Origin of the sequence: Halomonas sp. AOP5-B2-8, assembly GCF_052376475.1 — a bacterium.
Lineage (GTDB): Bacteria > Pseudomonadota > Gammaproteobacteria > Pseudomonadales > Halomonadaceae > Vreelandella > Vreelandella casei.
Genome location: NZ_JBQSVS010000003.1, coordinates 441,602 through 466,731 on the forward strand (window position 1 = coordinate 441,602; position 25,130 = coordinate 466,731).

Sequence of the window (25,130 nt, forward strand, 5' to 3'; positions counted from 1 at the left end):
GGCGATTTACTGCTTGTCGCAGAGTAAGCTAGTGTTTCTAGAGGCTGCCTGCAATCTACTCGATACACTCTTCGCAAAGGGCATTCAAGACGTTGGCTACTATGACTTATCGCTTACTACCCGAATGGCATCCACAGGATGGTATTCAGCTTACTTGGCCTCGTCACGACGGCGATTGGGCGCCCCTGCTGGCTTGCATCGAAGCGACTCTTGAACGCATTGTAGTGGCCACTACGCGCTATCAACGCGTCCTTATTTGCGTACCGAATGAGCTGACGAAAGAACGCCTAGCGGCCACCTTCACGGCCTATCAAGTGCCGAGTGAACGACTACTGCTGATCGTTGCCCCCACCGATGATACCTGGGCGCGGGATCATGGGCCGATTACCGTCGTAGACGAAGATGGCCAGCGATTAATGCTCGATTTCACCTTCACAGGCTGGGGCGGTAAGTTTTCCGCTGAGCACGATAATCAGTTGACTCAGCGACTTGCTGACGCAGGCGTTTGGTCATGCCCCATAGCGTCGCGAGATTTAGTGCTGGAAGGCGGCGGCATCGAAACAGATGGCGAAGGCACTCTACTGACCACCGAAGCCTGCTTACTGAACGCTAATCGCAATCCCACGCTCTCGCGTACAGACGTAGAAGCACAGCTGGCGGCAGATTTTGGCGTTGACCGCGTGCTGTGGCTGGCTAACGGTCATCTAGAAGGCGATGACACCGACAGCCATATTGATACGCTCGCACGCTTCTGTGATCCGGCGACCATTGCCTACGTGCGTTGCGATGATCCTAATGACGCGCACTACCCGGCACTAGCGGCGATGGAGCAGGAGCTTCAACACTTTCGACAACGTAATGGCGAGCCCTACCGTCTTATTGCGCTGCCCTGGCCACAGGCCTGCTTCGACCCAGACGACGGCCATCGCCTACCGGCGACGTACGCTAACTTTTTGATCATCAATCAAGCCGTACTAGTACCCACCTATGGTGACCCAGCCGACGTCGCAGCCCTTCAGGCGCTAGCGTTAGCATTTCCAGAGCACACGCTTATCCCGATCGAGTGCAATAGCGTTATTCGCCAACACGGCAGCCTACACTGCTTAACCATGCAGCTACCCCAAGGCACGCTGGCAGCGCTCACTACTTGATAAAGGAGTCATCATGTCGACTACGCTAACCGTAGGGGTTGTTCAACAATCTGCTTGGCCAGATAAAGCCCAAAGCCTAGCCGTGAGCGAGCAAGGTATTCGCGATGCCGTTCGCCAAGGTGCTCAACTGGTGTTGCTTCAAGAGCTACATGCCACCCATTATTTTTGCCAGTTTGAGGATCCTGCCCTGTTCGACTTGGCTGAACCGCTTGATGGGCCAACGGGACAGCGCCTGGCCGCGCTCGCACAGGAGCTTGATATTGTGCTGGTCGGCTCACTATTTGAACGTCGCGCGCCGGGCCTATATCACAATACCGCAGTGGTATATGACCGGGCTAAAGGCCGCGTAGGTCAGTACCGAAAAATGCATATCCCCGATGACCCGGGCTTTTACGAGAAATTTTACTTCACCCCTGGCGACTACGACAGCGCGCGCGGCGAAGGATTTACGCCGATTGAAACTTCGCTAGGGCGCCTGGGCGTGCTGGTCTGCTGGGACCAATGGTATCCAGAAGCAGCGCGACTGATGGCTCTCGCGGGTGCGGACTTATTGCTTTATCCGACGGCGATTGGCTGGGACCCAAGCGATGACGAAGCCGAGCACGTTCGCCAAAAAGACGCCTGGACGATCATTCAGCGTGCTCACGGCGTGGCGAATGGCCTGCCTGTGATAGTAGCCAACCGGGTAGGGTTTGAAGCAGACCACTCTGGCGTTGGCGGCGGCATTCAGTTCTGGGGCGGCAGCTTTATTTGCGGACCGCAGGGGGAGCTATTAGCGCATGCAAAAGAAGACGCGGAGCAGCTAGTGGTTACACTAGACATGGCGCGCAGTGAAAACACGCGGCGTATATGGCCCTACCTGCGAGACCGTCGCGTGGATGCCTACGCAGATATGACCCGCCGCTATCGTGACTAGGTAAAGCCAAATGTTCTTCATACGTTAAACGCAACATTCGTTTCACTAGCACACAAAAACGCCTGCCCCAATGAAGATAGGGGCAGGCGTTTTTCATTCCACACTGGCGGCTGGCTAGCGGGTAGACTACTTCCAGAAATCGCGAATCGACGCGATACCTTGAGCACCCACGGCGCGCGCATGATTCGCGTCAAAGCGGGTCATGCCTCCCAGTGCAAAAACGGGCATACCTGCACGCTCAACCAATTGCTGGAAATCATGCCACCCAAGCGGTGAAACTTCCGGATGCGAGGGCGTGGTACGTAACGGCGAGAGGCTGACAAAGTCGCAGCCTAAAACCGCCGCTTTTTCCAGCTGTGTTTGGTTATGTGTTGACGCAGATAGCCATTTATTTTCCGCAATGGGACGACGCTCAAGCTGCATTAAACGTTCGCTGGTCAGATGAATACCGTCGGCATCAACCTCCTCTAGCAGCGCTGGTTCACCATTGAGAAGCAATCGTGCGCCGTGCTCGCGACACATTTGCAAGGCTCGCTTCGCGCGCGCAACGTAGGCCGCTTCGTCCAGCTGCTTTGCGCGCAGTTGAACTAAGCGGACATGATCTTCGCGCAGCGCGCGCTCTAAAAATGCATCAAACCGCGCATCGTCAGCCTCTTCCCCAGTGATCAGGTACTCGGTGGGCAGTCTTACTGCACGCAAGATAGGCAAATTAGCAGCGGGGAAGGGATAGTTTGAAAGCTCGCTCATGGGCACCCAGCGAACCGCCTGCCCTTCACGGCCAAAAGGTTCGCCAGCAAACTCATGCACCTGCCATACATCCAACAAAATATGCTTGTCAGGATACTCATGGTGCACGCGAATCAGTGGCTGGGCACAGATAATTTCAATCCCAAGCTCTTCATGCAACTCACGCTTTAGGCCTTCAAGCCCGGTTTCGTAAGGTGCAAGCTTGCCCCCCGGAAATTCCCATAGCCCGCCATGGTCAACGTTTGACGGCCGACGAGCGATCAATACTTGCTTCCGATCGGCGCTCACAATTGCAGCCGCCGCGACGTGAACCCGCCGTTTCACCTTTACACTCATTGCGTCTTTATCCACTGTCTGCGCAGCGACGCTACTGCCGCCGCTGCTATCTCACTGCGTTTGCCCTTTACCCCAGCCATCGCGTCAGCGCTGGAGGTAATTCGTTAGCTACGGTAATCCGCGTTGATAGACACATAGTCATGGGAGAGATCAGACGTCCACACCGTGGCACTTTCGTCACCGCGTCGCAAATTAATGCGAATAGCAATCTCAGACTGCGCCATCACTGCACTTCCCGCTGCTTCGGTGTAGCTGGCTGCACGTCCGCCATTTTCGACTAAGCGAACATCGCCTAAATCAATCACCACACGATTAACGTCAAAATCGCTGACAGGTGCCCTACCCACTGCTGCTAAAATACGCCCCCAGTTAGCATCCGAGGCATACAGCGCGGTTTTCACCAGCGGCGAATGCGCAACAGTGAAAGCCACATCAAGCGCCTCTTGGCGGCTGTTCGCCCCATCAACGTGAAGCGTCACAAACTTCGTTGCCCCTTCTGCGTCGCGAATAATCGCCTGAGCAAGCTCTGTCATCACCACCTGCAACGCATCGCGGAATGCCGACACGTCACCCTTATCGACAATGCTAGGCCCCGTACCGGTGGCCGCTAACATGCAGGCATCATTGGTCGACGTATCGCTGTCCACGGTGATGCAGTTAAACGAGTGGTCGACTGTCTCGCGCAGCAGGCGATCTAACAGCGGCGTCTCAATGGCAGCGTCAGTCACCACAAACCCCAACATGGTCGCCATGTTGGGCTTAATCATGCCCGACCCTTTGGTAATGCCGTTAATCGTCACCTGCTGGCCATGAACCTCCAGCGTCGCGGTTGCACCTTTCGCTCGAGTATCGGTCGTTAAAATACCCTGGCCCGCATGCTGCCAGGCGATATCGTCACTAGACAGGCTTTCAAGGGCGGGAGCCAAGCCCGCCAACAGACGATCCATCGGTAGCGGCTCACCAATCACACCGGTTGAAAACGGCAAGACATCCTGCGCCGAAACACCTACCTGCTCAGCAAGCGCTGCACAGCTGGCGTAGGCATCGCGCATGCCTGCTTCGCCGGTACCGGCGTTTGCATTGCCGGTATTAATCAGCCAAAAACGTGGTGATCGTCCTTGAGCACGGCAGTGCTCAAGGTGCTGCTTCGCCACTGCCACAGGCGCCGCACAAAATGCATTGCGGGTAAAGACACCGGATACCGTTGCTGACTCAGGTAGCTCAATAACTACTAAATCACGACGACCCGGCTTTTTAATACCCGCCATTGCCGTTCCCAGGCGCACCCCGTTAAGGGGCAGCATCTCTGGAAAAGGAACATTTCCAACTGCCATGATTCTCTCCTTTAGGCAGGCCCATATTGAGACGCTTTCGCCGTTAGCTCAGCTTGCCGCAGCACTGTTTGTACTTCTTACCCGAGCCACAAAAACACGGGTCGTTGCGACCTACTTTAGGCCCTTCCCGACGCACGGGCTGTCCATCAACGACTGGCTCATCTTGGGCATTTTCCAGCTGTTCTTCGGCAGGATCATCGTGCCGGCTTGCCGCGGTGGTCGCTTCGCGCTCCAACGTTTCACGCCGGCTACGCTCAAGGGCATCTACCTCTTCAGGTTGACGTACCTGAACGTGGCTAAGAATACGCGTTACGTCTGCTTTAATATGGGTCAGCAGGTGCTGGAACAGTTCGAACGATTCGCGCTTATACTCCTGCTTGGGGTTCTTTTGAGCATAGCCGCGCAGGTGAATGCCGCGACGCAGGTGGTCCATTGACTGCAGATGCTCTTTCCAGCGAGTGTCTAACACTTGCAGCATTACCTGCTTCTCAAAGCGCCGAATAAGCTTCTCACCCGCCGCATCAATTTTGGCGGCATAGGCTTCGCGGTGCATCGCTTGCAGTCGTTCGCGCAGCTGCTCCTCGCTGAAACGCTCATCTTCTGCGGCCCATTTAACGACGGGCACATCAAGATTAAATTCCGTCTTGAGATGCGCTTCTAAGCCAGGCAAATCCCACTGCTCGGGCAGACTCTGAGGAGGCACATAGTCGCTAATCGCCTCTTCCATTACCTCTTCGCGGATGCCAATAACGGCATCAGCAACGTTGTCGGCAGCAAGAATGTCATTACGCTGCTCATAGATAACACGACGCTGATCGTTAGCAACGTCATCGTATTCCAACAGCTGCTTACGAATATCGAAGTTGCGGCCTTCAACTTTCTTTTGCGCACGTTCAACGGCGTTGGACACCATCTTATGCTCAATCGCTTCACCGCGTTCAAGGCCTAATGCCTGCATCAAACGCTTGACACGATCAGAGCCAAACAACCGCATCAGGCTATCTTCAAGCGACAGGAAGAAACGCGTTGAACCAGGGTCGCCTTGACGCCCAGCACGTCCGCGCAGCTGATTATCGATGCGCCGTGACTCATGGCGCTCAGAGCCCACCACGTGCAAACCGCCAGCAGCTAACACGCCATCATGACGCACCTGCCACTCGGCCTTCAATTCATCAATTTGCACTTGGCTAGGGTTCTGCAGTTTGGCAACTTCAGCCTCCCAGTTACCCCCCAGCATTATGTCGGTACCACGACCCGCCATGTTGGTGGCAATCGTAATCGCACCTGGGCGGCCTGCCTGGGCAATAATTTCGGCTTCACTTTGGTGCTGCTTAGCATTAAGGACGTTAAACGTGAGTCCTGCTTCGCGCATCAGCGTGGCCAGATATTCCGATGTTTCAATCGAAGCAGTACCGACTAAAACCGGGCGCCCTGCTTCCGTCTCCGTCCTTACGTCCTTAATGATCGCTTCATATTTTTCTTCAGCGCTCAAATAAACCAGGTCGTTCAGGTCTTTACGTGCCAAGGCCCGATTGGTCGGAATAACGATCACGTCGAGGCCATAAATCTGGCGAAATTCAAACGCTTCAGTATCGGCCGTGCCCGTCATCCCGGCTAATTTCTCGTACAGCCGGAAGTAATTCTGGAAAGTGGTCGATGCCAGCGTTTGGCTTTCACGCTGTACGGTGACGCCTTCCTTTGCCTCAACGGCTTGATGCAAACCTTCCGACCAGCGGCGGCCAGGCATTGAGCGGCCGGTGTGCTCATCAACAATCACCACCTGATCTTCCGACACAATGTAGTCAACATCGCGGTTATACAGATAGCGAGCGCGCAGCGCTGAATGCATATGCTGAAGCAAATTAAGGTTTTGTGCGGCGTAAAGAGACTCTTCGACACCTAGCAGGTTTTCAGCTCGCATGAGCTCTTCAACCTTGTTATGCCCCTGTTCGGTCAGCTCGACTTGTTTTTGCTTTTCATCAACAACAAAGTCGCCGGTTACCGGGGCATCTTCATCTTCAGATGCTTCGCCTTGCTCAAGCTGCTGGGCAAGTACGTTAACCACTTTGTAAAGATCGGTATTTTCATCGACCGCCCCAGAGATAATCAGCGGTGTACGCGCTTCATCGATAAGAATCGAGTCAACCTCATCGACAATCGCGAAATGCAGTCCACGCTGTACCTTATCCTCCAACGAGAATGCCATGTTATCGCGCAGGTAATCGAAGCCAAACTCGTTGTTGGTGCCGTAGGTTATATCGCACTGATAAGCATGACGCTTCTCTTCACCGGTTTGGCCAGAGAAAATAACGCCTATGCTCAGGCCTAGAAACTCATAAAGCGGACGCATCCACTCAGCGTCACGACGCGCCAAGTAATCGTTCACGGTAACGACATGCACGCCTTTACTGGTCAGCGCATTGAGATAAACCGCCAACGTAGCGACGAGTGTTTTACCCTCGCCCGTTTTCATTTCAGCAATACGGCCACGGTGCAGCGTCATCCCGCCGACCATCTGGACGTCAAAGTGGCGCATCCCCATCACGCGCTTACTGGCTTCGCGAACGATAGCAAACCCTGGCGCTAGCAAGCTATCTAACGGTTCACCCGCATCCAGGCGCTGACGAAGCTCGGCAGTCTTGCCCTGTAAGTCAGCATCGGTAAGAGCCTCAAACTCCGCTTCAAGAGCGTTAATCTGCGGCACATTTTTATGCATGCGTTTTACTTCGCGGTCATTCTTAGACCCAACGACTTTACGTAACAAATTATTCAGCATGGAGTATCCAGATATTCACGAGCGCCCCCTCAGGAGCTACTCTTTTTTCTGCAAGCTCTTTTATTCAAGAGCAGAGACAAAGTAGCTTTATGAACGAATGTCTCGGCATGAGGGCGGGCCGCGTTGGGTCAAAACATCGCTCGCCGCGACAAGGGCTATTAGCGGGGGAAGCCAGTTAAATCGCGCCCGAATCGGCGTGACACTACGGCGACGCTGAGACCAGCGGCGCAGTGCTCGACGCCTTTTTGCAACCCAGTGCGACTGGGCGCGCAAAATAGCGGGCACCCAAAAACAGATAGTAACGTTGCGTTCACCGCCGCGAAAAGCGTCCGCGGGACTTAAGCTCGCAGGTAGGAGGCAACTTACAAGCAAACCAGCCAGCCACCAACGTGCTATACCGTAGCGGCGCTGGCGCCGCGGCAGAGCAGTTTGTACTTCAAGCGTAGGCGACATGCTGTAGACCGGCTCCTTAGCGTGGTAGGCTCTGCAAATGGGTAATCGGCTTGAATCCGCCGATGTAACGATTTAGGGGTACCTAGGAATTAAGTGTATGAGTATAAAGGTTAAGCGTTCTCACGCACAGCCCATCGCCCGTCTGCTGTCAAAGTCCGGTGATATTAGCCAGTTAATGCGCCTATCTCGCTTAATCGATCAGGCGCAGCGTCACCTGCGCGCTCATTTACCCGAAGACATGCGCGAACATATCTTCGTGGGCGGCTTTCGCGATGGCCGCCTAACCGTTATTAGTGGTCAAGCTAGCTGGCTGACTTGGCTGCGCTTCGAACAGCGCCGCCTGCTAGACCTGCTTCACCAGCTGCCTGGCTTTGAAGGCGTGAATGGCTTTACGTTTAAAGTTCGCCCAGTACGCCCCATCGTGGCCCCTGCACGCAATACTCGCAGCCTGTCATTAGATGCTGGTAAAACATTAGCTGAGTGTGCCGAAGACACCACCAACCCCGCATTAAAACGGGCTCTTGAAAGGCTTGCCTCACATGCTCGCCCACCAACCAAGCAACCGCTTTGACGAATACACAACTAGCCTCTTTAAGTGGGCCTGAAATGCATAAAGCACCACATGAGTGGTGCTTTATAAAACTGACAATTAACGATTCAGTAATGAACGCCGACCTTACGCCATAGCAGGGGCTGCATAAGAGATCGGTGCAACCGCTTTTTCTTCTTCAAAGGTAATGATTTCGTAAGCATCGGGCTGCGCCATTAGTTCTCGACACAGCTGATTATTAAGCGCGTGACCTGATTTTACACCTCGGAACTCACCAATCAGGCTATAGCCCAACTGGTATAAATCACCAATCGCGTCCAGGACTTTATGCTTAACAAACTCGTCTTCATAACGCAGGCCACCTTCGTTAACAATGCGATAATCATCTACCACGATCGCATTATCTAGACTGCCGCCTAGCGCCAGATTATTAGAGCGCAAAAACTCTAAATCACGCATAAAACCAAAGGTACGGGCACGCGACACTTCTTTAACGAAAGACGTGGTTGAAAAATCAATCAGCGCCGTCTGCTTTTGCTGTTCAAACACGGGGTGGTCAAAGTCGATCGCGAACGAGACCTTAAACCCTTGGTGGGGCAGAAAAACGGCTTCTTTATCGCCATCGGTGACGGCCACACGACGCTTGATACGGATAAATTTCTTAGCTGCATTCTGCTCTAAAATACCCGCCGACTGAATCAAAAATACGAACGGGCTAGCGCTGCCATCCATAATGGGCACTTCAGGCTCGCTTACATCAACGTAAGCATTATCAATACCGAGCCCTGCAAAGGCGGACATTAGATGCTCAACCGTGGCTACTTTAACCCCGTTATACGCAAGCGCCGTGCATAGTCGGGTATCTTCTACCAACTCAGCTTTCGCGGGCACGTGCGCAGCGGGCTCCAGATCGGTTCTAACAAACACAATCCCTGTATTGGCTGGCGCCGGACGCAAAGCCAGATGGACTTTCTTGCCAGAATGCAGGCCCACTCCGGTAGCGCGAATGACGTTTTGAAGGGTGCGTTGTCTGATCATGGATAGTAGTCGTACTCTTATGACGGTGATTACCGCAGGGAAAAAGTTATCAAACAGTGTTCACTTTAACAGTAAGCGAGCGTTTTAGCCAATAAAACGCTTGCTCACTGTTAAAGCCTGCCTGATAAAGAGGATCAATCCGCCTGGCGGCGTAGAAACGCAGGGATGTCCAGATAGTCATCGGCTTCAGTCGACCGGCGCTTTTCAGAACGTGGTTTAGCATTGGCTTCTGGCGCTTCAGAGCGGGCCGTCGCCTGCTGACGCATCACGGTTGGCTGTTGCAGTTTACGATAGTCAGATGAAGATTCTGCCGCCGAACGACGTGCCGGTTCACGCGCAGTCGTTTTAGCTTTGTGATTGCCATCTAAGCCTGCAGCCACAACGGTGACACGCAGTTCGTCGGACATTTCCATATCAATGGAGGTGCCCACAACAATAGTAGCGTCTGGAGAAGCAAATTCTTGCACCGTCGCGCCCACATCATTGAACTCACCAATCGACAGATCAGGTCCTGCAGTGATGTTAACCAGAATACCGCGCGCACCATGAAGATCGATATCTTCCAATAGCGGGCTGCGGATAGCTTTTTCAGCTGCTTCACGAGCACGGTTCTCACCCGTCGCGCCGCCGGTACCCATCATCGCCATGCCCATTTCGGACATCACCGTACGCACATCTGCAAAGTCGACGTTGATAATACCTGGGCTTGTGATCAGCTCGGCAATGCCCTGAACCGCCCCTAGCAGCACATCGTTAGCGGCGCTAAAAGCTGTCAACAGCGTGGCATTTTTACCCAACACAGAAAGCAGCTTTTCGTTGGGGATCGTAATCAACGAATCAACGTGCTGAGAGAGCTCTTTCATACCCTCTTCAGCTGCACGCATACGCTTAGGCCCTTCAAAGGGGAAGGGGCGTGTTACTACCGCAACTGTCAGTATCCCCAGCTCTTTGGCGACCTGTGCAACAACCGGCGCACCGCCAGTGCCAGTACCACCGCCCATACCGGCAGTGATAAACACCATGTCAGCGCCTACCAGCAATTCAGCAATGCGCTCACGGTCTTCCATGGCCGCCTGACGACCCACTTCAGGATTGGCACCTGCGCCCAATCCTTTAGTGATCTCACTGCCTAGCTGCAATACCGTTTTAGCTGACACGCGCTTTAATGCCTGCGCGTCAGTATTGGCGCAAATAAACTCTACGCCCTCAATATTGCTTTCGACCATATGGTTAACAGCATTGCCGCCACCGCCGCCAACACCCACCACTTTGATGACCGCACTGCTCGAGGGTGCGTTATCTACCAATTCGAACATAAGCCCCGTCTCCTGAACCGCGCTTGCGGCCCTGTCAGAAATTTCCTTTGAACCAGCCTTTAAATCTTGCCAGCGTCGAACCGTGGTCTTCCTTGATATCACGCCGGGCAAGTTCGTTGCGGCCTTTATGAGCTGCAACAACTCCCCCGTGGCTTTTCAAGCCTTGCCCATAACGCGTTTCCTGCAAGGCATAGTGCAGCAAGCCAACCCCCGTCGCATAAATCGGGTTACGGACGACATCCGCCAAACCTTTTACATTTTGAGGGCAAGCGATACGAACAGGCATATGGAAAATTTCTTCCGCCAATTCGCTAACGCCTTCCATGCGCGAAGTACCGCCGGTAAGCACTATCCCTGCAGCGACCATATCCTCATAGCCACTGCGACGTAATTCATCTCGTATTAGCGTAAACAGCTCTTCGTAACGTGGCTCTACCACCTCAGCAAGCGCCTGGCGTGATAAATCACGAGCAGCGCGATCGCCTACGCTAGGAACTTTAATCATTTCATCACTTGCCGCTAGATGCGTCAGCGCACAAGCGTATTTAACTTTGATTTCTTCTGCATGCTGCGTGGGCGTACGCAATGCCATTGCAATATCGTTGGTGACCTGGTCGCCAGCAATAGGAATAACCGCTGTGTGACGTATAGCACCTTCGGTAAAGATAGCCATATCGGTAGTGCCGCCGCCGATGTCTACCATGCACACACCCAGTTCACGCTCATCTTCTGTGAGCACGGCCATGCTTGAGGCAAGCTGCTCTAAAATAATTGCGTCTACTTCTAAGCCACACCGCCGCACGCATTTTTCGATATTCTGCACCGCGTTTAGCGCCGCGGTGACCAAATGTACCTGAGCTTCTAAACGTACGCCTGACATACCTAATGGCTCACGAATGCCGCCCTGAGCGTCAATCGAAAATTCTTGAGGTAACACATGAAGGACGCGCTGCCCTTCTGAAATAGCACGAGCACGAGCCGAATCAATAACACGCTCAATATCTGAAGGGGTTACTTCACGCTCTTTAATGGCCACGACGCCATCAGAGTTCATTGAGCTAATATGGCTGCCTGCGACGCCAACATATACCGAGTGAATATCACAGCCAGCCATTAACTCAGCTTCTTCTACTGCCCGCTGAATAGACTGCACGGTGGATTCAATATTGATCACCACGCCGCGCTTCATGCCACGCGAAGGATGCGAGCCAATACCGGCAATTTCAATTCCGCCGTCATCGGTAGGTTGACCGACTATCGCGACGACCTTGGACGTTCCAATGTCCAGCCCGACCACCATATTGGATGCGTTGGGTGAGCCTGCCATGAGTCGGTAAATCTCCTTGCGTCATGTTTAAAGGTAAATATAAATAGGGAGACGCTTAATCCAACGTTAAACATTGAAGGCGTACAACCCGAAATAATCAGTGATGTTTCTCAACTCTTGCTAAGTACAAATAGTCGAATTTAAAAACTATTTAACCAGCGCTTGGGCCATAGTATAGAAACAATAGTAGCAATACGACTAGTACAAACACACAATAATAGGCTTTGAAAGCAAAATGAAGCCTAATATCGACTTTTCAGCGATTGCAACCACTCACTTTTACACCTTATTTGCACTAAGTAATAGCATTGTTACTCATCTGGCTCCTCAAATTCACTTTCTCCATGCCACGCAACGGCAACGCCATTAGGGTAGCGAAGATCAATATAACGAATCTTGTCACCAAGAGAATATAGCTCTCGTTGCCATGACGCAGACAATCTGGCTAAGCGGACTTCGTGCTGCCGACGGCCCAACATTACCCAAACACCATCATTTAACTGTAACCGCCAAGCCCCCCTTGGCTCTAAACGCAGTTGCGTTAGATCAAGCGATAACTGTGCAAAGTGAGATTTTAACCGCTGGTAATAGCGCAATACCTCTGCACTGTTTCCGTTAGGCCCTGCTAAATCTGGGAGCCCGGACGGTGGAGAAAGCGGCGCAAAGGCAAAAGCCTCGCCCTCGGGATTAACTAAAAAGTCATCGTTCCAACGTGCAACGGGCTGCTGCTCAACCAACTCAAATACTAAGGCATTGGGCCATTCACGGGAAATACGAACTTCATTCAACCAGCCAATATTAAGAGCTCGATCACGAAGTTCACCCAGGTCTGCCGACAGCCAAGTAGCATTAACGACTAGCGGAGCAAGCTGAGTACGCAAATAATCAGCGCTCACGTACTCCCATTCGCCACGAATAGATACCCGCTCAATGGGGCGATCTAGCCACAGCCAAAGCGCACGCCCTCCGGCCCCCATGAGCAAAGCGAGCAGGATAATCCCCAACCAAGCATTACGCCTTTTCATAAGGCACTTTTTAATAAGGCATTATTCATGCTGTCACTGCTCGCTTGCGGTGTTGAGTATTTGTAGCACGAGATCATCAAAATCAATCCCAGCGTAAGCGGCCGCCTGAGGAACCAGGCTATGACCGGTCATACCCGGCACGGTATTGACTTCCAATAGCCAAAAGCGCCCTTCGCCGTCGTGCATAACGTCAACACGCCCCCAGCCCTCACAACCAATGGCGGCAAACGCCTGCTGGCAGAGCACGGCAAGTGCTGTCTCTTGCTCAACAGACAAGCCGCAGGGCAGATGATACTGAGTCGTGTTGGCGATATATTTGGCTTCGTAGTCGTAAAATCCGCCCGGCACCTCAACGCGAATCGCCGGCAGCACCTGATCGCCCAGCAGCGCGACGGTGTACTCATCCCCAACGACAAAACGCTCCGCCATGACGCGCGCATCAAATTGCGCTGCTTCTTGGTAGGCCGATTCCAGCGCTGCCTGACTTTTCACAATGCTGATACCAAGCGTTGAGCCTTCATGCACTGGCTTCACCATCAACGGCAAACCAAGCTCAGCTACCACGGCAGACCAGTCAGAGCTTGCATCCAGCATAATGCTTTCAGGCGTTGGTAGACCCATCGCGCGCCATACTTGCTTAGTGCGCTGCTTATCCATACCCAGCGCAGAGGCAAGGACACCGCTGCCCGTATAAGGGATATTGAGCAATTCCAAAGCGCCCTGTAGCGTTCCGTCTTCTCCACCACGTCCGTGCAGAGCGACAAACACCACGGAAGGCGCCAGCTGCTCCAAGCCAACTAGGCCTTTATCGCGAAGATCATAGCCACATACCGCCACGCCTTTACGCTTCAGCGCATCCAGAATCGCGGTACCGCTTTTGAGCGACACATCGCGCTCAGCAGACGTGCCGCCGTAAACCACAACGACGTTTTGTGTATTGGTCACATCAACGCTCACAGTTCTACCTCATTCATCACTAGCTGCGCCTGCGCCAGGCGAAGAGAAATTCCGCCCACATCGCCGGCCCCTTGAGTAATTAAAATATCACCGGGGCGTAGCACGTTGGCGAGCAGAGTTGGCAGCTCATGCTTATGCTCTACAAATAGCGGGTCTACTTCGCCACGTTGGCGAATAGAGCCTGCCAGCGTTCGCCCTTCTGCACCGGGAATCACGGCCTCACCGGCACTATAAACATCCAGCAGCACCAGCGTATCAACCTGGGAAAGTACCCGCACAAAGTCTTCGTACAAGTCACGAGTCCGGCTATAGCGATGGGGCTGATAGAGCATTATCAAGCGGCGTTCGGGCCAACCTGCGCGAATGGCCTGAATCACCATGTCGACTTCACGCGGATGATGACCGTAGTCATCTACCAACATGATGTCGCCATCTCCTTTTGGTGCAGGAAAGTGGCCATGCACCTGGAAACGGCGCCCTACCCCAGCAAAGCCCGCCAAACCGCTTAAAATAGCGGCATCGCTAACGCCAGCATCGGTGGCCACGACAATCGCCGCCATGGCATTTAATGCATTGTGACGCCCAGGCATCGCTAAACGTACCTTTAGCGGTTCAACGTCTCCCGGGCGCAGCGCGGTAAATGTGACTTCACCACCGCACTGAGAAAAATCTACAATGCGATAGTCCGCATCGCTGTCAAATCCATAGGTCACGAATTGGCGCTTAACTTGCTCGCAGAGGCCGCGAATGTGCGGATCATCAATGCAAAGCACCGCCAACCCATAAAACGGTAGGTTGTGCAGAAACTCGATAAAGGTGCTCTTCAGACGTTCGAAGTCACCGCCATACGTCGCCATATGATCAGCATCGATATTGGTAACAATGGATACCATCGGCTGAAGATGCAAAAACGAGGCATCCGATTCATCGGCTTCCGCGACCAAGTAATCACCGGCGCCCAAGCGTGCGTTAGCGCCGGCACTGGTGAGCTTCCCACCAATCACAAACGTAGGATCAAGCCCACCTTCAGCTAGCAGCGTCGCCGTTAAGCTGGTCGTCGTCGTTTTACCATGGGTACCGGCGACGGCAATGCCATGTCGAAAACGCATCAGCTCTGCCAGCATTTCTGCCCGGCGCACGACCGGCACGCGGTGCTCGTGGGCCCAGCGAATTTCCGGATTCGTGTCATCAATGGCGCTTGATACTACCACCACATCCGCGCCATCAACGTGGGCTTCAGCATGGCCAATATCGACACAGACGCCGCATTGACGCAGCCGCTCCACCGCGGAGGAGGCGTTCATGTCACTGCCACTAACGGTGTAACCCTGATTGGCGAGCACCTCGGCGATACCGCACATACCGACGCCACCGATGCCCACAAAATGAATACGCCGGATGCGGCGCATTCCCGGGGCCGTGGTACAACCACGCTGGGGCGTCATGGACTTGATTAAATCGGTCACGCGGAGTCTCCTAACGACACCATCGCCAAACACCCTTCCGCTAAGCGCTCTGTGGCGTCTAAATGAGCGGCTTGGCGTGCTTTAGACGCCATCATTGCCAGAGTATTCGGGACGAGCAATTCATTTAAAAAATCGGTTAAACGCTCAACGGTCAGATCTGACTGAACAACGCACTGTGCAGCACCGGCGTTTACCAGCACCTGGGCATTGATACGCTGATGGTCGTCAACCGCAAACGGAAAAGGCACCAGCAGCGCTGGCTTAGCCGCCGCAGCCAGCTCAGCGACCGTTAAGGCGCCCGAACGGCATACGACAAGGTCAGCCCAATCATAGGCAGCGGCCATGTCATCGATAAACGCACTGACCTCCGCGACAACACCGTATCGCTGGTAAAGCGCTGCTGTATCTGCGTCACGACCTTTGCCTGCCTGATGGCGCACCTGGGGGCGTTGCTCTTCAGGCAGCTGCGCCAAAGCAGGCGCCAAGCGCTCATTAAGCGCAACCGCGCCAAGCGAGCCACCCACTACTAACAATCGTAGAGCGCGCGCGGACAGTACAGTCACATCACGCGGCGCACTGCCTAGGCTGGCAATATCGTCACGCACCGGGTTGCCGATAACGTCAGCTCGCGCGCCAAAGGCTTCCGGAAAAGCCGCAAAGGTGCGCTTGGCGAAGCGTGATAAAACGCGGTTGGTGAGCCCCGCCACAGCATTCTGCTCGTGAATAATCAGCGGGATGCGCATTAGCCATGCCGCCAGCCCACCGGGGCCGCTGGCAAAGCCGCCCAGCCCTACCACAACCTGGGGTTTGAAATCGCGAATAACTGCGCGTGCCTGCAAAACGGCGCGGGTAAGATTGAGCGGCGTCTTGAGCCAGCCCATTAACCCGTTGCCACGTAGTCCGCTTACTGCAATGGTGTGCAGTGTAATGCCTGCCTCAGGAACAAGGCGATTTTCAATGCCCCTGGGGCTGCCTAGCCATTCAACGTCTACTTGCTGCGCTTGCAATGCCCGAGCGAGTGAAAGCGCTGGAAACACGTGACCACCGGTTCCACCTGCCATGATCAGCACTCTTCGACGTGCGTTCGTGGTCACATTAAACTCCTAAAATGCCTACGATAAACGCGGCTCATGGCGCGGCTTATAAGGGGTAGAGGCACGCCGAGGACGATGGCGTGTTTCGGCATCGACGCGCAGCAGTAGCCCCACCATCATACCGGTCACCAACAGGCTCGAGCCGCCATAGCTTATCAGCGGCAGCGTTAGCCCTTTGGTAGGCAGCAAGCCTGAACTGACCGCAATATTGATAAATGCTTGAGCCGCGATGACAAAGCCAATACCGTAACTGACATAAGCACCAAACAGATGGCCCGCCAGCTCAGCACGCCGCCCAACCCACATCGCGCGGGCTATAAAAAGTGTAAACAGTAAGACAACAATAATGGCGCCAATCATGCCGAGCTCTTCAGCAATGACGGCAAAAATAAAGTCGGTGTGCGCCTCAGGCAAATAGTGCAGCTTTTGAACACTGTTGCCCAAACCAGTGCCGGTAACATGGCCACGACCAAACGCAATTAACGCCTGAGTCAACTGGTAGCCCGTAGCGAACTGATCCGCCCATGGGTCGAGAAAACTGGTCCAACGCGCCAGCCGGTAGGGTTCAATAACGACCATCATAACGGCGCCAAACCCCAGCAGCCCGCCACTACCGAGCAGTAACACCAGCGATGCCCCGCTCATCATCAGCATGCCGATGACACAAATAGCGAGCACCACCATGCCGCCAAAATCGGGCGCTAGAAACAGCAGGCCAACAGGTGCCGCCAGTACAGCCAGCGGGCGCCACATGCTAAATGCCCGCTGACGCAGGTCGTAGGTAAAGCGCGACATAAACGCCGCCATGTAGAAAATAAGCCCAATTTTGGCAAACTCAGAGACCTGTAAGCTAGGCAAGGGTCCCGGCAGCGCAATCCAGCGTTTACTACCATTAATTTCTTGGCCAACGAACAGCACCAGAATCAACAGAAAAATACTGGCCATGAGAATCAGTGCGGCATTTTGGCGCCAAACTTCAAGCGGCACGCAGAGCATAAAGATACAGGCGACAATAGAGATCACTAAAAAAACGCCATGCTGGCGAGAGTAGTGAAAGGTATCTTCCAGCAGGCCAATCGATGCTGAGCTGACCATGACCCACCCCAGTCCCGCTAAAGCAACGGCTGCGATAATCAGCCAAATATCGCAAGGTAGATCGCGGGTCGTAAGTGCACTGCGCAAACGCTGAAGCCTGCTCATAGCGAGGCCTCGATGGCACGCTGCGCCCTCTGCTCTACCCAGCGTCGAAACATATCGCCGCGCTCTTGATAATTGGCAAACTGATCTAGGCTGGCACAGGCGGGGGATAAGAGCACGCAATCTCCGGGTTGAGCGAGTTTAAAGGCAGCCTCCATGGCTTCGGATAAATCGTCTACTTCTTGAACACTCACATGCTTAATTAAGGCGTCAGCTAAGCGCGGGGCATCTAAGCCGAATAGCAATACATGCCGCGCACATGAGGCAAGCGGTGCCGCTAAAGGAGAAAAATTCGCCCCCTTACCTACTCCGCCAGCCAATAGAATCAAGCGCCCGTCAAGCGAGGCGCCAATACCGTTAATGGCCGCTAACGTAGCCCCCACATTGGTGCCTTTAGAGTCGTTCACCCAGGTAACGCCGTTAATACGCGCCACTACTTCACTACGGTGCGCCAAGCCTTTAAATTCGCGAAGAGCATTACACATGGGCGCTTCGATAAAGCCTAGCGCCTGCCCCATTGCTAGCGCTGCAAGTGCGTTTGCGTAATTGTGCAGGCCGGTCATTGGCATCTCATCAACTGCCAGCCAAGGCTTATTGCCTTGCATTAACGTCAACGTATCGTGATAAAGCGCCAATCCCCACTCAGAATTTCTAGGCACTTTCGTTGAGAAGTGAGCAACCTGGGCAACAGGCTGGTCCGGCCACGTTAAAGGCTCATCGGCATTGACAACGGCGTGCTGCGCTCCGATAAAAACCCGCTGCTTAGCAGTGCGATAACCGTGCATGTCACCATGACGATCCAGATGATCTTCCGACAAATTTAAAAAAGCTGCACAGCTGGCGCCCAAACGAGGCGTTGTCTCAAGCTGGAAACTGGAGAGTTCTAGTATGAAAAGTTCAGCATTAGGATGACTGGCCAGCAAATCCAGCGCGGGAGTGCCTAAATTACCGCCGACAGCTGCATCAACACCGGCGGCAGCCGCCATATCGCCCAACAGCGTAGTGACCGTAGACTTCGCATTAGATCCTGTGATCGCCGCAATAGGTGCATGGGCTGCACGCACAAAGAGCGCAATTTCACCGACCACCATTGGCTCGCCGGTGTCAGGGTTTAACCGATCAGCAAGGCTTTCTAGTCCCGCCATACGAGGATCAAGACCTGGGCTCACTACTACCTCTTTTACATCGCTCAAATCAAGCGCTGTGAGCGCGCCACAGTGAATAGCAACCCCAGGATGAGCAGCGCGAAAGTCATCCAGCCCCGGTGGCGCGACGCGTGTATCGGCGACCATATAGGGCAGATTTAAGCGCGTTAAATGACGGCAAATAGCGCGACCTGAAACCCCTAGCCCTACTACCAGCGTCAAACCTTTAGCTACTCGAACCATCAACGGCTCCTTGTCGCACAATGCCACGCCCATTAGGCGTAGCCGTCATGACCACGTGCATTAACGAATTTTGAGCGTCGCAAGGCCGAGTAACACCAGCACTACGGTAATAATCCAGAAGCGTACGATGACGCGAGGCTCGGGCCAGCCTTTCAATTCATAGTGGTGGTGCAACGGCGCCATACGGAAGATGCGACGCCCGGTAAGTTTGTAAGATCCCACCTGAAGAATCACTGACACTGTTTCGAGGACAAAAATGCCGCCCATAATAAATAGCACTATTTCTTGGCGAACAATTACCGCCACCACGCCGAGCGCAGCGCCCAGTGCTAGCGCGCCCACATCGCCCATAAAAACTTGCGCGGGGTAGGTGTTAAACCACAAGAAACCCAGCCCAGCACCGGCAATCGTGGCGCAAAAAACCGCTAGCTCACCGGTGCCGGCAATAAACGGAATATGCAGGTAGTCGGCAAACACGGTGTTGCCGCTCGCATACGCGAAAACCGACAGCCCCATCGCCACCAGCACGGTAGGCATAATCGCCAGGCCATCCAGACCATCGGTCAAGTTCACCGCGTTGGAGCTACCCACAATGACAAAATAGGTAAGAACGATATAGAAAACGCCCAAAGGCAGGGCAACGTCTTTGAATAGCGGCACGAGCAAACTGGTTTCAACCGGCGTAGAGGCGGTGACATAAAGCAGCACCGCGGCACCTAACCCCACGATAGATTGCCAAAAGTATTTCCAGCGAGCAGGCAGACCGCGCGGATTTTTCTCAACCACTTTACGATAATCGTCCACCCAGCCAATGGCGCCAAAACCTAAGGTGACTGCCAAGACAATCCAAATATACAGATTCGTTAAGTCACCCCACAGCAAGGTACTGATCGCAATGGCCAGCAGTATCATTGCCCCGCCCATCGTGGGCGTGCCTGCTTTAGAGAGATGAGACTTAGGCCCATCATCACGCACTGCTTGACCAATTTGCCCTTCAACCAAACGCCTGATCATCCATGGCCCTAGCCACAGGCACAGCATTAATGACGTGAGGGCACCTAAAATCACCCGCAGGGTTAAGTAATTAACAACCTGGAAAGCAGATTGGTACTGCGATAAAAAATTCGCCAAGTGAAGTAACATGAACGGCGTTTACCTTATTTCATCCGAACGCAGCGCTTTAACGACATTTTCCATGCCTGCGCTGCGCGATCCTTTCACCAGCAACGTGGTATCAGGCGGCAAAGTATTAGTGACATGGCGCGTTAGCGCCTCGTGGTCGTTAAAATGCAGCCCTCGACCAAAGGCATCGCTGGCGGCACGGGCGGCCTCGCCTAGCGTCAACAGTTCATCAATCCCCAGTGCCGCGGCATAGCGGCCAATCTCTGCATGCAGCGCGTCCGACTCACGGCCTAGCTCACCCATCGCACCTAGCGCACACCAGCGGGGCGCAGGAAAGCTTGCCAGCGTATCCAAAGCCGCCTTGACCGCGCCAGGGTTAGCATTATAGGTATCGTCGAGCACATTGGCCCCACGTAAACCGGGCACAACGGCCAACCTACCTGCTAACGTTTGCAGAGACTGAAGGCGTTCAACAACCTGCTCTGCAGTAACGCCTAGCACTAATGCCGCTGCTGCCGCAGCCAGCGCATTACTGACATTATGCTTACCCAGCAACCGCAGTTGAACGCGGCCTAACGCTGCACCATTATGCATAAGCGTGAAAGCATAACGTCCTTGAGGATCACAGGAAAGCGCTGAGGCGCTAACATCAGCCAAGCTGTGAAAGCCAAAACTCACTAATCGCCGAGGTGCATTGCGCGCGGCCCAAAAGGAAAAATAGCGATCGTCGCGATTCACTATGGCTGTACCGCTCTCGCTTAGGCCGTCCAGCACTTCGCTTTTCGCCTGTGCGATCTGGCCCATTCCGCCAAACTCACCGACATGAGCACCGGTCACGTTGGTAATAAGCGCAACGTCAGGCTTTGCCATGTGAACCGTCCAGGCAATTTCACCTAGATGGTTCGCCCCTAACTCTATCACGGCAGCGGCGTGACTCGGCGCTAGCCTCAACAGCGTAAGTGGCGCACCGATATCATTGTTCAGATTGCCTTGAGTGGCTAAAACATTGCCCAAAGGTGCCAGCAGCGCCGCACACATTTCCTTAACGGACGTTTTACCACTATTGCCAGTCACGGCCACTAAAACGCCATGCCATGCTTGGCGATGCGCCCCGGCGAGCAACCCTAGACCTAAACGCGTGTCGGGGCATACCAGCTGAGGCACATCGCTATCGATAGGCGTATCGACTAAAACCGCTGCAGCGCCGAGTTCATAGGCATGTTTGACAAAGTCATGGCCATCAAAAGTAGGCCCTCTTAGCGCCACAAACAGGCACCCTGGCTCAATTTTACGGCTATCGATGACGATCGAGCTGATCAACAGCTCAGCATTGGCGGTAGGCACGGCAATGCTGAGCATTGTGGCTAGCTGACCGAGCGTCCAGCGCATCACAAGGCTCTCCGTACAGCAAAGGCGCGCAGGATCTCTTGACTGTCTTCATAGGCGTGGCGCACCCCTTGCACATCTTGATACGCCTCATGCCCTTTTCCAGCGATCAGCACCACGTCCTGAGCACTAGCATCATGAATAGCGGTCGCCACGGCCTGGCGACGATCCGCTATTTCAATAGGCTGTGCAGCAGCGGAGAAGCCTGCCAATATTTGCTGACGAATGTCTGCAGCTGCCTCATACCGAGGGTTATCATCGGTAACCACAACGTTGTCCGCGAGCTGTTCGGCGATCTTGGCCATTTCGGCACGCTTTCCCGTATCGCGATCGCCACCACAGCCAAATAAGCACCATAGCTTACCTGCACTGCCCAAGTGCGCTCGCAGCGCTTGCAATGCGCTGCGCAGAGCGTCTGGCGTATGAGCATAGTCGACGACCACACTAGGCGTATCAGTATCGCGGTAGAGCGCCATGCGGCCGGGTACGGGAGTAAGCGATGGCGCGGCCTCAAAGAGCGCATCAATCGACTCTCCGATCCCATAAAGCACAGCCATTGCCTGCAGCACATTGTCTAAATTAAAACGGCCCATCAGTTTTAACGACAGTATTTTCTCGCCTTCCGGCGTTGCAATCATTGCCTGCTGACCATGCTCAAAGGCCTGCCAGTCCATCACTCTGAACGTGACCGCCTCGTCTTGGCCCGTCGCCAAGACACGAACGCCTTTGGTGCAGCCTGCCAGCATTAAACGCGCCAACGGATCATCACCGTTCACAACGACTAAGCTAAGCTCTGAGCGACGAAATAGCTTCGCTTTTGAGGCCGCATAGGCTGCCATGCTGCCGTGGTAATCCAGATGATCGCGGGTCAAATTGGTAAACACGCCCACGCTAACGTTGACGGCCTCCAAGCGCCGCTGATCAAGCGCGTGAGAAGAGACTTCTACCGCGACACGACGAACGCCCTGCTGCGCAAGCTCGCCCAGCGCCGCTTGAAGCATCAGCGGACCCGGCGTTGTTAAACCGCTATCATTAAGCGCACCTGGACGCCCCATTCCTAACGTACCAATGACACCCGCTTTTGTTCCCAGCGCCTCGCTGAGAGCTGCGATGTAATGCGTCACTGAGCTCTTACCATTGGTACCGGTAACGCCGATGACTTCAAGATCAGACGGCACTTTAAACAGCGCGCTGCCGAACTCACCCAGGCGCGCCGACAGATGAGGAAGCGCCAACACCCGCCCCTCTAACTGCATATCGTCATCCAGGCCTTGCGCCAAGACAAGCGCAGCGCCAGCTTTAATAGCCAGCTCAATAAAATCGCGCCCGTCACGCTGGCTACCCGGCACCGCCACAAAAATGTCGCCCGGCTGAAGCTTGCGCGAATCTGTTTCGATCCGCACCTCTGCTGGGAGCGTAGGCAGGTCAACGGGCAGCGGTGACGCTGGCCATACCTGCCTGAGCGCCGTCAACACATCGCCTTGACTCAGCGTCATGCCATCTCCTTAAAAGCTACTCCGCCTCGTGATCTGGCGGCACATCTAACAAGCGTAAAGCATTACCCGTTACGCTGGAAAACACGGGCGCTGCAACGGCTCCGCCGTAAAACCCACCCTCTTTGGGGTGATCAATCATGACAACGGTAACAATTCGCGGATCTGAAATAGGCGCAATCCCAGCAAAAACACTGCGATAGGCATCAGTGGTATAGCCCTGCTGGCCTATTTTACGCACCGTGCCCGTTTTACCCCCCACGCGATAGCCTTCAACGCGTGCTCGTCGTCCGCCGGTATAGGCGGCAACCGAGGTTTCAAGAATATTAAGCAAGTCATTGGCAACCGTAGGCGACATCGCCGGTATACCCTGAGGCGGTTCAGAAAGGCGCAGTAAAGACGGCGGCAAACGTTCGCCATTGTTTGCAATAGCGGTGTAGGCACTCGCCAACTGGACCGCTGAAACGGATAGGCCATATCCATAGGCAAGCGTTGCCCGCTCGCTGCGCGACCAGCGTACTGGGGCAGGCAAACTGCCCGTCGACTCACCGGGGAAGCCGGTGCCAGGTGCCTGCCCTAACCCTAACTGATTGTACTTTTCCCAAATCGCAGTATCGCTGAGTCGTAGCGCCAAACGAGACATACCCACGTTTGAAGAGTGCTCAAGGATCCCCGCTAGATCTAACTCACCGTAGTCACGAAAATCGCGAATGGTAAACTGATCCAACCGCATCCAGCCAGGCGAGGTGTCTACCAAGGCATCACGATCTACGACACCACTTTCCAGCACGGCGGCCATTGCCAATGGCTTCATTACCGAGCCTGGCTCAAACACATCCACCAGCGCCTGATTACGCAGCCCACGAGGATCAAGCCCCGCCCGGTTATTGGGGTTGTAGGAAGGCAGGTTGGCCATCGCCAACACCTCCCCAGTGCGTGCATCCATCATCACCAGCACACCGCCATCCGCATCATGTTTGGCGACCGCCGCTCGCAGCTCGCGGTAGGCCATGTACTGGATGCGCTGATCAATCGCTAAAATCAGCTCGCCCCCTGGTTGGGCCTCACTAATCACACCCAGCTCGCGTACCAAGCGGCCGCGGCGATCTTTAATCACGCGGCGCTGCCCCGGGTGCCCGGCTAAGTAGGACTGATAGGAGAGTTCTAATCCCTCCTGGCCGACATCATCCACGTTGGTCACCCCCAGCAGCTGGGCAGCCACCTCACCGGCAGGATAATAGCGCTTATATTCACGCTGGGGATAAACGCCCGGAGTGCGCAAGTCGAGAATTCGCTGAGCGGCAGCAGGCGTCATTTGGCGACGTAAATACATAAATTCACGTTCACTATAACGCGAGACCCGCGATTCAAAATCGTCCAGCGTCATTCCTAGCGCTTGCGCTAACATCACGCGTTGAATAGCGTCTGCTGGCAATTCCTGTGGATTGGCCCACAGCGTTACTACGGGTGTAGAAATTGCCAGCGGCTCGCCATTGCGATCTGTAATCATACCCCGGTGGGCAGGTATCGCTTCATGACGAAGGGTTCTGGCATCCCCCTGACTCTGCAAAAAGGGACGATCAATAACCTGCAGAAGAGTGATACGGCCAATGAGGATCGTAGACGCCAAAGCAACGGCGATAAGAATAAAAAGAAAACGCCCGCCGCCTAAAGGAGGCGCAACGGGCTGCTGACGAGAGGTGCCGCCTCGACGCTCACGCATCATGGTCGAATCACCTCTACATCGTTGACATCGGGAATTCGCATACCCAGGCGATCAGTAGCAATTTGCTCAATCCGTGCAGGTGTTGACCAAGCGCCTTCCTCAAGCAATAGCTGCCCCCATTCAGTTTGCAACTGACTCTCCTCTTGCTCTAGCTGTTGCAACTGAGCAAATTGAACCCGCGTCATGTAAGTCGTGACGACGACGCCCAACCCAGAGGCCATGCAGAGTAAAAACAACAGGCTAATAATGACGGGCCAAGTGCGCAAACGCAGCTTAAAAGGCCATTCGGTGCGTAGCGTGGTTGCCCACTGCTCAATCCGATCCATGCTCAT

Annotated in this window: 21 protein-coding genes; 3 read left to right on the plus strand and 18 right to left on the minus strand. The window is 54.3% G+C overall.

The window, feature by feature from the left end; all coding sequences use genetic code 11:
• Positions 1–101 precede the first annotated feature (101 nt).
• Both ACT3RP_RS09610 and ACT3RP_RS09615 read left to right on the plus strand, forming a co-directional pair.
• Complete coding sequence (locus ACT3RP_RS09610) at positions 102–1,151, plus strand: agmatine deiminase family protein (protein WP_483393703.1); 1,050 nt, start codon at positions 102–104, stop codon at positions 1,149–1,151.
• Positions 1,152–1,164: 13 nt separating this feature from the next.
• Positions 1,165–2,067 carry a carbon-nitrogen hydrolase gene (locus tag ACT3RP_RS09615; RefSeq protein WP_193062586.1) on the plus strand — a complete coding sequence of 301 codons (903 nt, stop codon included), beginning with the start codon at positions 1,165–1,167 and terminating at the stop codon, positions 2,065–2,067.
• A gap of 126 nt (positions 2,068–2,193) precedes the next feature.
• Here ACT3RP_RS09615 and ACT3RP_RS09620 read toward each other — a convergent pair whose 3' ends face one another.
• The 4 genes from ACT3RP_RS09620 to ACT3RP_RS09635 form a co-directional block, all read right to left on the minus strand.
• Positions 2,194–3,150, minus strand: a complete 957-nt coding sequence (locus ACT3RP_RS09620) for a Nudix family hydrolase (protein WP_483393704.1) — start codon at positions 3,148–3,150, stop codon at positions 2,194–2,196.
• Positions 3,151–3,254: 104 nt separating this feature from the next.
• A complete protein-coding gene (gene argJ, locus ACT3RP_RS09625; protein ID WP_483393705.1) occupies positions 3,255–4,484 on the minus strand; it encodes a bifunctional glutamate N-acetyltransferase/amino-acid acetyltransferase ArgJ in 1,230 nt (409 codons plus the stop codon).
• Between the two features lie 43 nt (positions 4,485–4,527).
• On the minus strand, positions 4,528–7,260 hold the full coding sequence (secA, locus tag ACT3RP_RS09630) for a preprotein translocase subunit SecA (protein ID WP_483393706.1): 2,733 nt from the start codon (positions 7,258–7,260) through the stop codon (positions 4,528–4,530).
• An 87-nt stretch (positions 7,261–7,347) separates the two neighbouring features.
• Positions 7,348–7,713 carry a hypothetical protein gene (locus ACT3RP_RS09635; RefSeq protein WP_226938526.1) on the minus strand — a complete coding sequence of 122 codons (366 nt, stop codon included), beginning with the start codon at positions 7,711–7,713 and terminating at the stop codon, positions 7,348–7,350.
• 97 nt (positions 7,714–7,810) lie between these two features.
• On the opposite strand from ACT3RP_RS09635, the gene ACT3RP_RS09640 reads away from it, so the two are divergent.
• Positions 7,811–8,284: a DUF721 domain-containing protein gene (locus ACT3RP_RS09640; protein ID WP_193062578.1), complete on the plus strand. Its 474-nt coding sequence runs from the start codon at positions 7,811–7,813 to the stop codon at positions 8,282–8,284.
• A 105-nt stretch (positions 8,285–8,389) separates the two neighbouring features.
• On the opposite strand, the gene lpxC is transcribed toward ACT3RP_RS09640, so the two are convergent.
• The 14 genes from lpxC to ftsL all read right to left on the minus strand — a co-directional run bounded on the left by lpxC (position 8,390) and on the right by ftsL (position 25,130).
• Positions 8,390–9,301, minus strand: coding sequence for a UDP-3-O-acyl-N-acetylglucosamine deacetylase (gene lpxC / locus ACT3RP_RS09645; RefSeq protein ID WP_193062576.1), 912 nt, complete (start codon positions 9,299–9,301; stop codon positions 8,390–8,392).
• Between the two features lie 134 nt (positions 9,302–9,435).
• Positions 9,436–10,617, minus strand: a complete 1,182-nt coding sequence (gene ftsZ / locus ACT3RP_RS09650) for a cell division protein FtsZ (RefSeq protein ID WP_193062574.1) — start codon at positions 10,615–10,617, stop codon at positions 9,436–9,438.
• Positions 10,618–10,651: 34 nt separating this feature from the next.
• On the minus strand, positions 10,652–11,944 hold the full coding sequence (ftsA, locus tag ACT3RP_RS09655) for a cell division protein FtsA (RefSeq protein ID WP_483393707.1): 1,293 nt from the start codon (positions 11,942–11,944) through the stop codon (positions 10,652–10,654).
• A 311-nt stretch (positions 11,945–12,255) separates the two neighbouring features.
• On the minus strand, positions 12,256–12,969 hold the full coding sequence (locus ACT3RP_RS09660) for a cell division protein FtsQ/DivIB (protein WP_441684089.1): 714 nt from the start codon (positions 12,967–12,969) through the stop codon (positions 12,256–12,258).
• A gap of 33 nt (positions 12,970–13,002) precedes the next feature.
• Positions 13,003–13,926: a D-alanine--D-alanine ligase gene (locus ACT3RP_RS09665; RefSeq protein ID WP_444625846.1), complete on the minus strand. Its 924-nt coding sequence runs from the start codon at positions 13,924–13,926 to the stop codon at positions 13,003–13,005.
• A complete protein-coding gene (gene murC / locus ACT3RP_RS09670) occupies positions 13,923–15,371 on the minus strand; it encodes a UDP-N-acetylmuramate--L-alanine ligase (protein ID WP_193062703.1) in 1,449 nt (482 codons plus the stop codon). Before murC ends, ACT3RP_RS09665 begins: the two co-directional genes overlap by 4 nt.
• 17 nt (positions 15,372–15,388) lie before the next feature.
• On the minus strand, positions 15,389–16,486 hold the full coding sequence (gene murG / locus ACT3RP_RS09675; protein WP_441684085.1) for an undecaprenyldiphospho-muramoylpentapeptide beta-N-acetylglucosaminyltransferase: 1,098 nt from the start codon (positions 16,484–16,486) through the stop codon (positions 15,389–15,391).
• A gap of 18 nt (positions 16,487–16,504) precedes the next feature.
• Positions 16,505–17,686: a putative lipid II flippase FtsW gene (gene ftsW / locus ACT3RP_RS09680; RefSeq protein WP_441684083.1), complete on the minus strand. Its 1,182-nt coding sequence runs from the start codon at positions 17,684–17,686 to the stop codon at positions 16,505–16,507.
• Positions 17,683–19,071: a UDP-N-acetylmuramoyl-L-alanine--D-glutamate ligase gene (gene murD, locus ACT3RP_RS09685; protein WP_441684081.1), complete on the minus strand. Its 1,389-nt coding sequence runs from the start codon at positions 19,069–19,071 to the stop codon at positions 17,683–17,685. The genes ftsW and murD overlap by 4 nt, the downstream gene beginning before the upstream one ends.
• A 60-nt stretch (positions 19,072–19,131) precedes the next feature.
• Positions 19,132–20,214 (minus strand): phospho-N-acetylmuramoyl-pentapeptide-transferase, encoded by a 1,083-nt coding sequence (mraY, locus tag ACT3RP_RS09690; RefSeq protein WP_192535909.1) that lies wholly within the window; start codon positions 20,212–20,214, stop codon positions 19,132–19,134.
• 9 nt (positions 20,215–20,223) lie between these two features.
• Positions 20,224–21,582, minus strand: a complete 1,359-nt coding sequence (locus tag ACT3RP_RS09695; RefSeq protein WP_441684079.1) for a UDP-N-acetylmuramoyl-tripeptide--D-alanyl-D-alanine ligase — start codon at positions 21,580–21,582, stop codon at positions 20,224–20,226.
• On the minus strand, positions 21,582–23,075 hold the full coding sequence (locus ACT3RP_RS09700) for a UDP-N-acetylmuramoyl-L-alanyl-D-glutamate--2,6-diaminopimelate ligase (protein WP_444625849.1): 1,494 nt from the start codon (positions 23,073–23,075) through the stop codon (positions 21,582–21,584). The genes ACT3RP_RS09695 and ACT3RP_RS09700 overlap by 1 nt, the downstream gene beginning before the upstream one ends.
• A gap of 16 nt (positions 23,076–23,091) precedes the next feature.
• Positions 23,092–24,798, minus strand: a complete 1,707-nt coding sequence (locus ACT3RP_RS09705) for a peptidoglycan D,D-transpeptidase FtsI family protein (protein WP_441684075.1) — start codon at positions 24,796–24,798, stop codon at positions 23,092–23,094.
• A complete protein-coding gene (gene ftsL, locus ACT3RP_RS09710; RefSeq protein WP_192535905.1) occupies positions 24,795–25,130 on the minus strand; it encodes a cell division protein FtsL in 336 nt (111 codons plus the stop codon). Before ftsL ends, ACT3RP_RS09705 begins: the two co-directional genes overlap by 4 nt.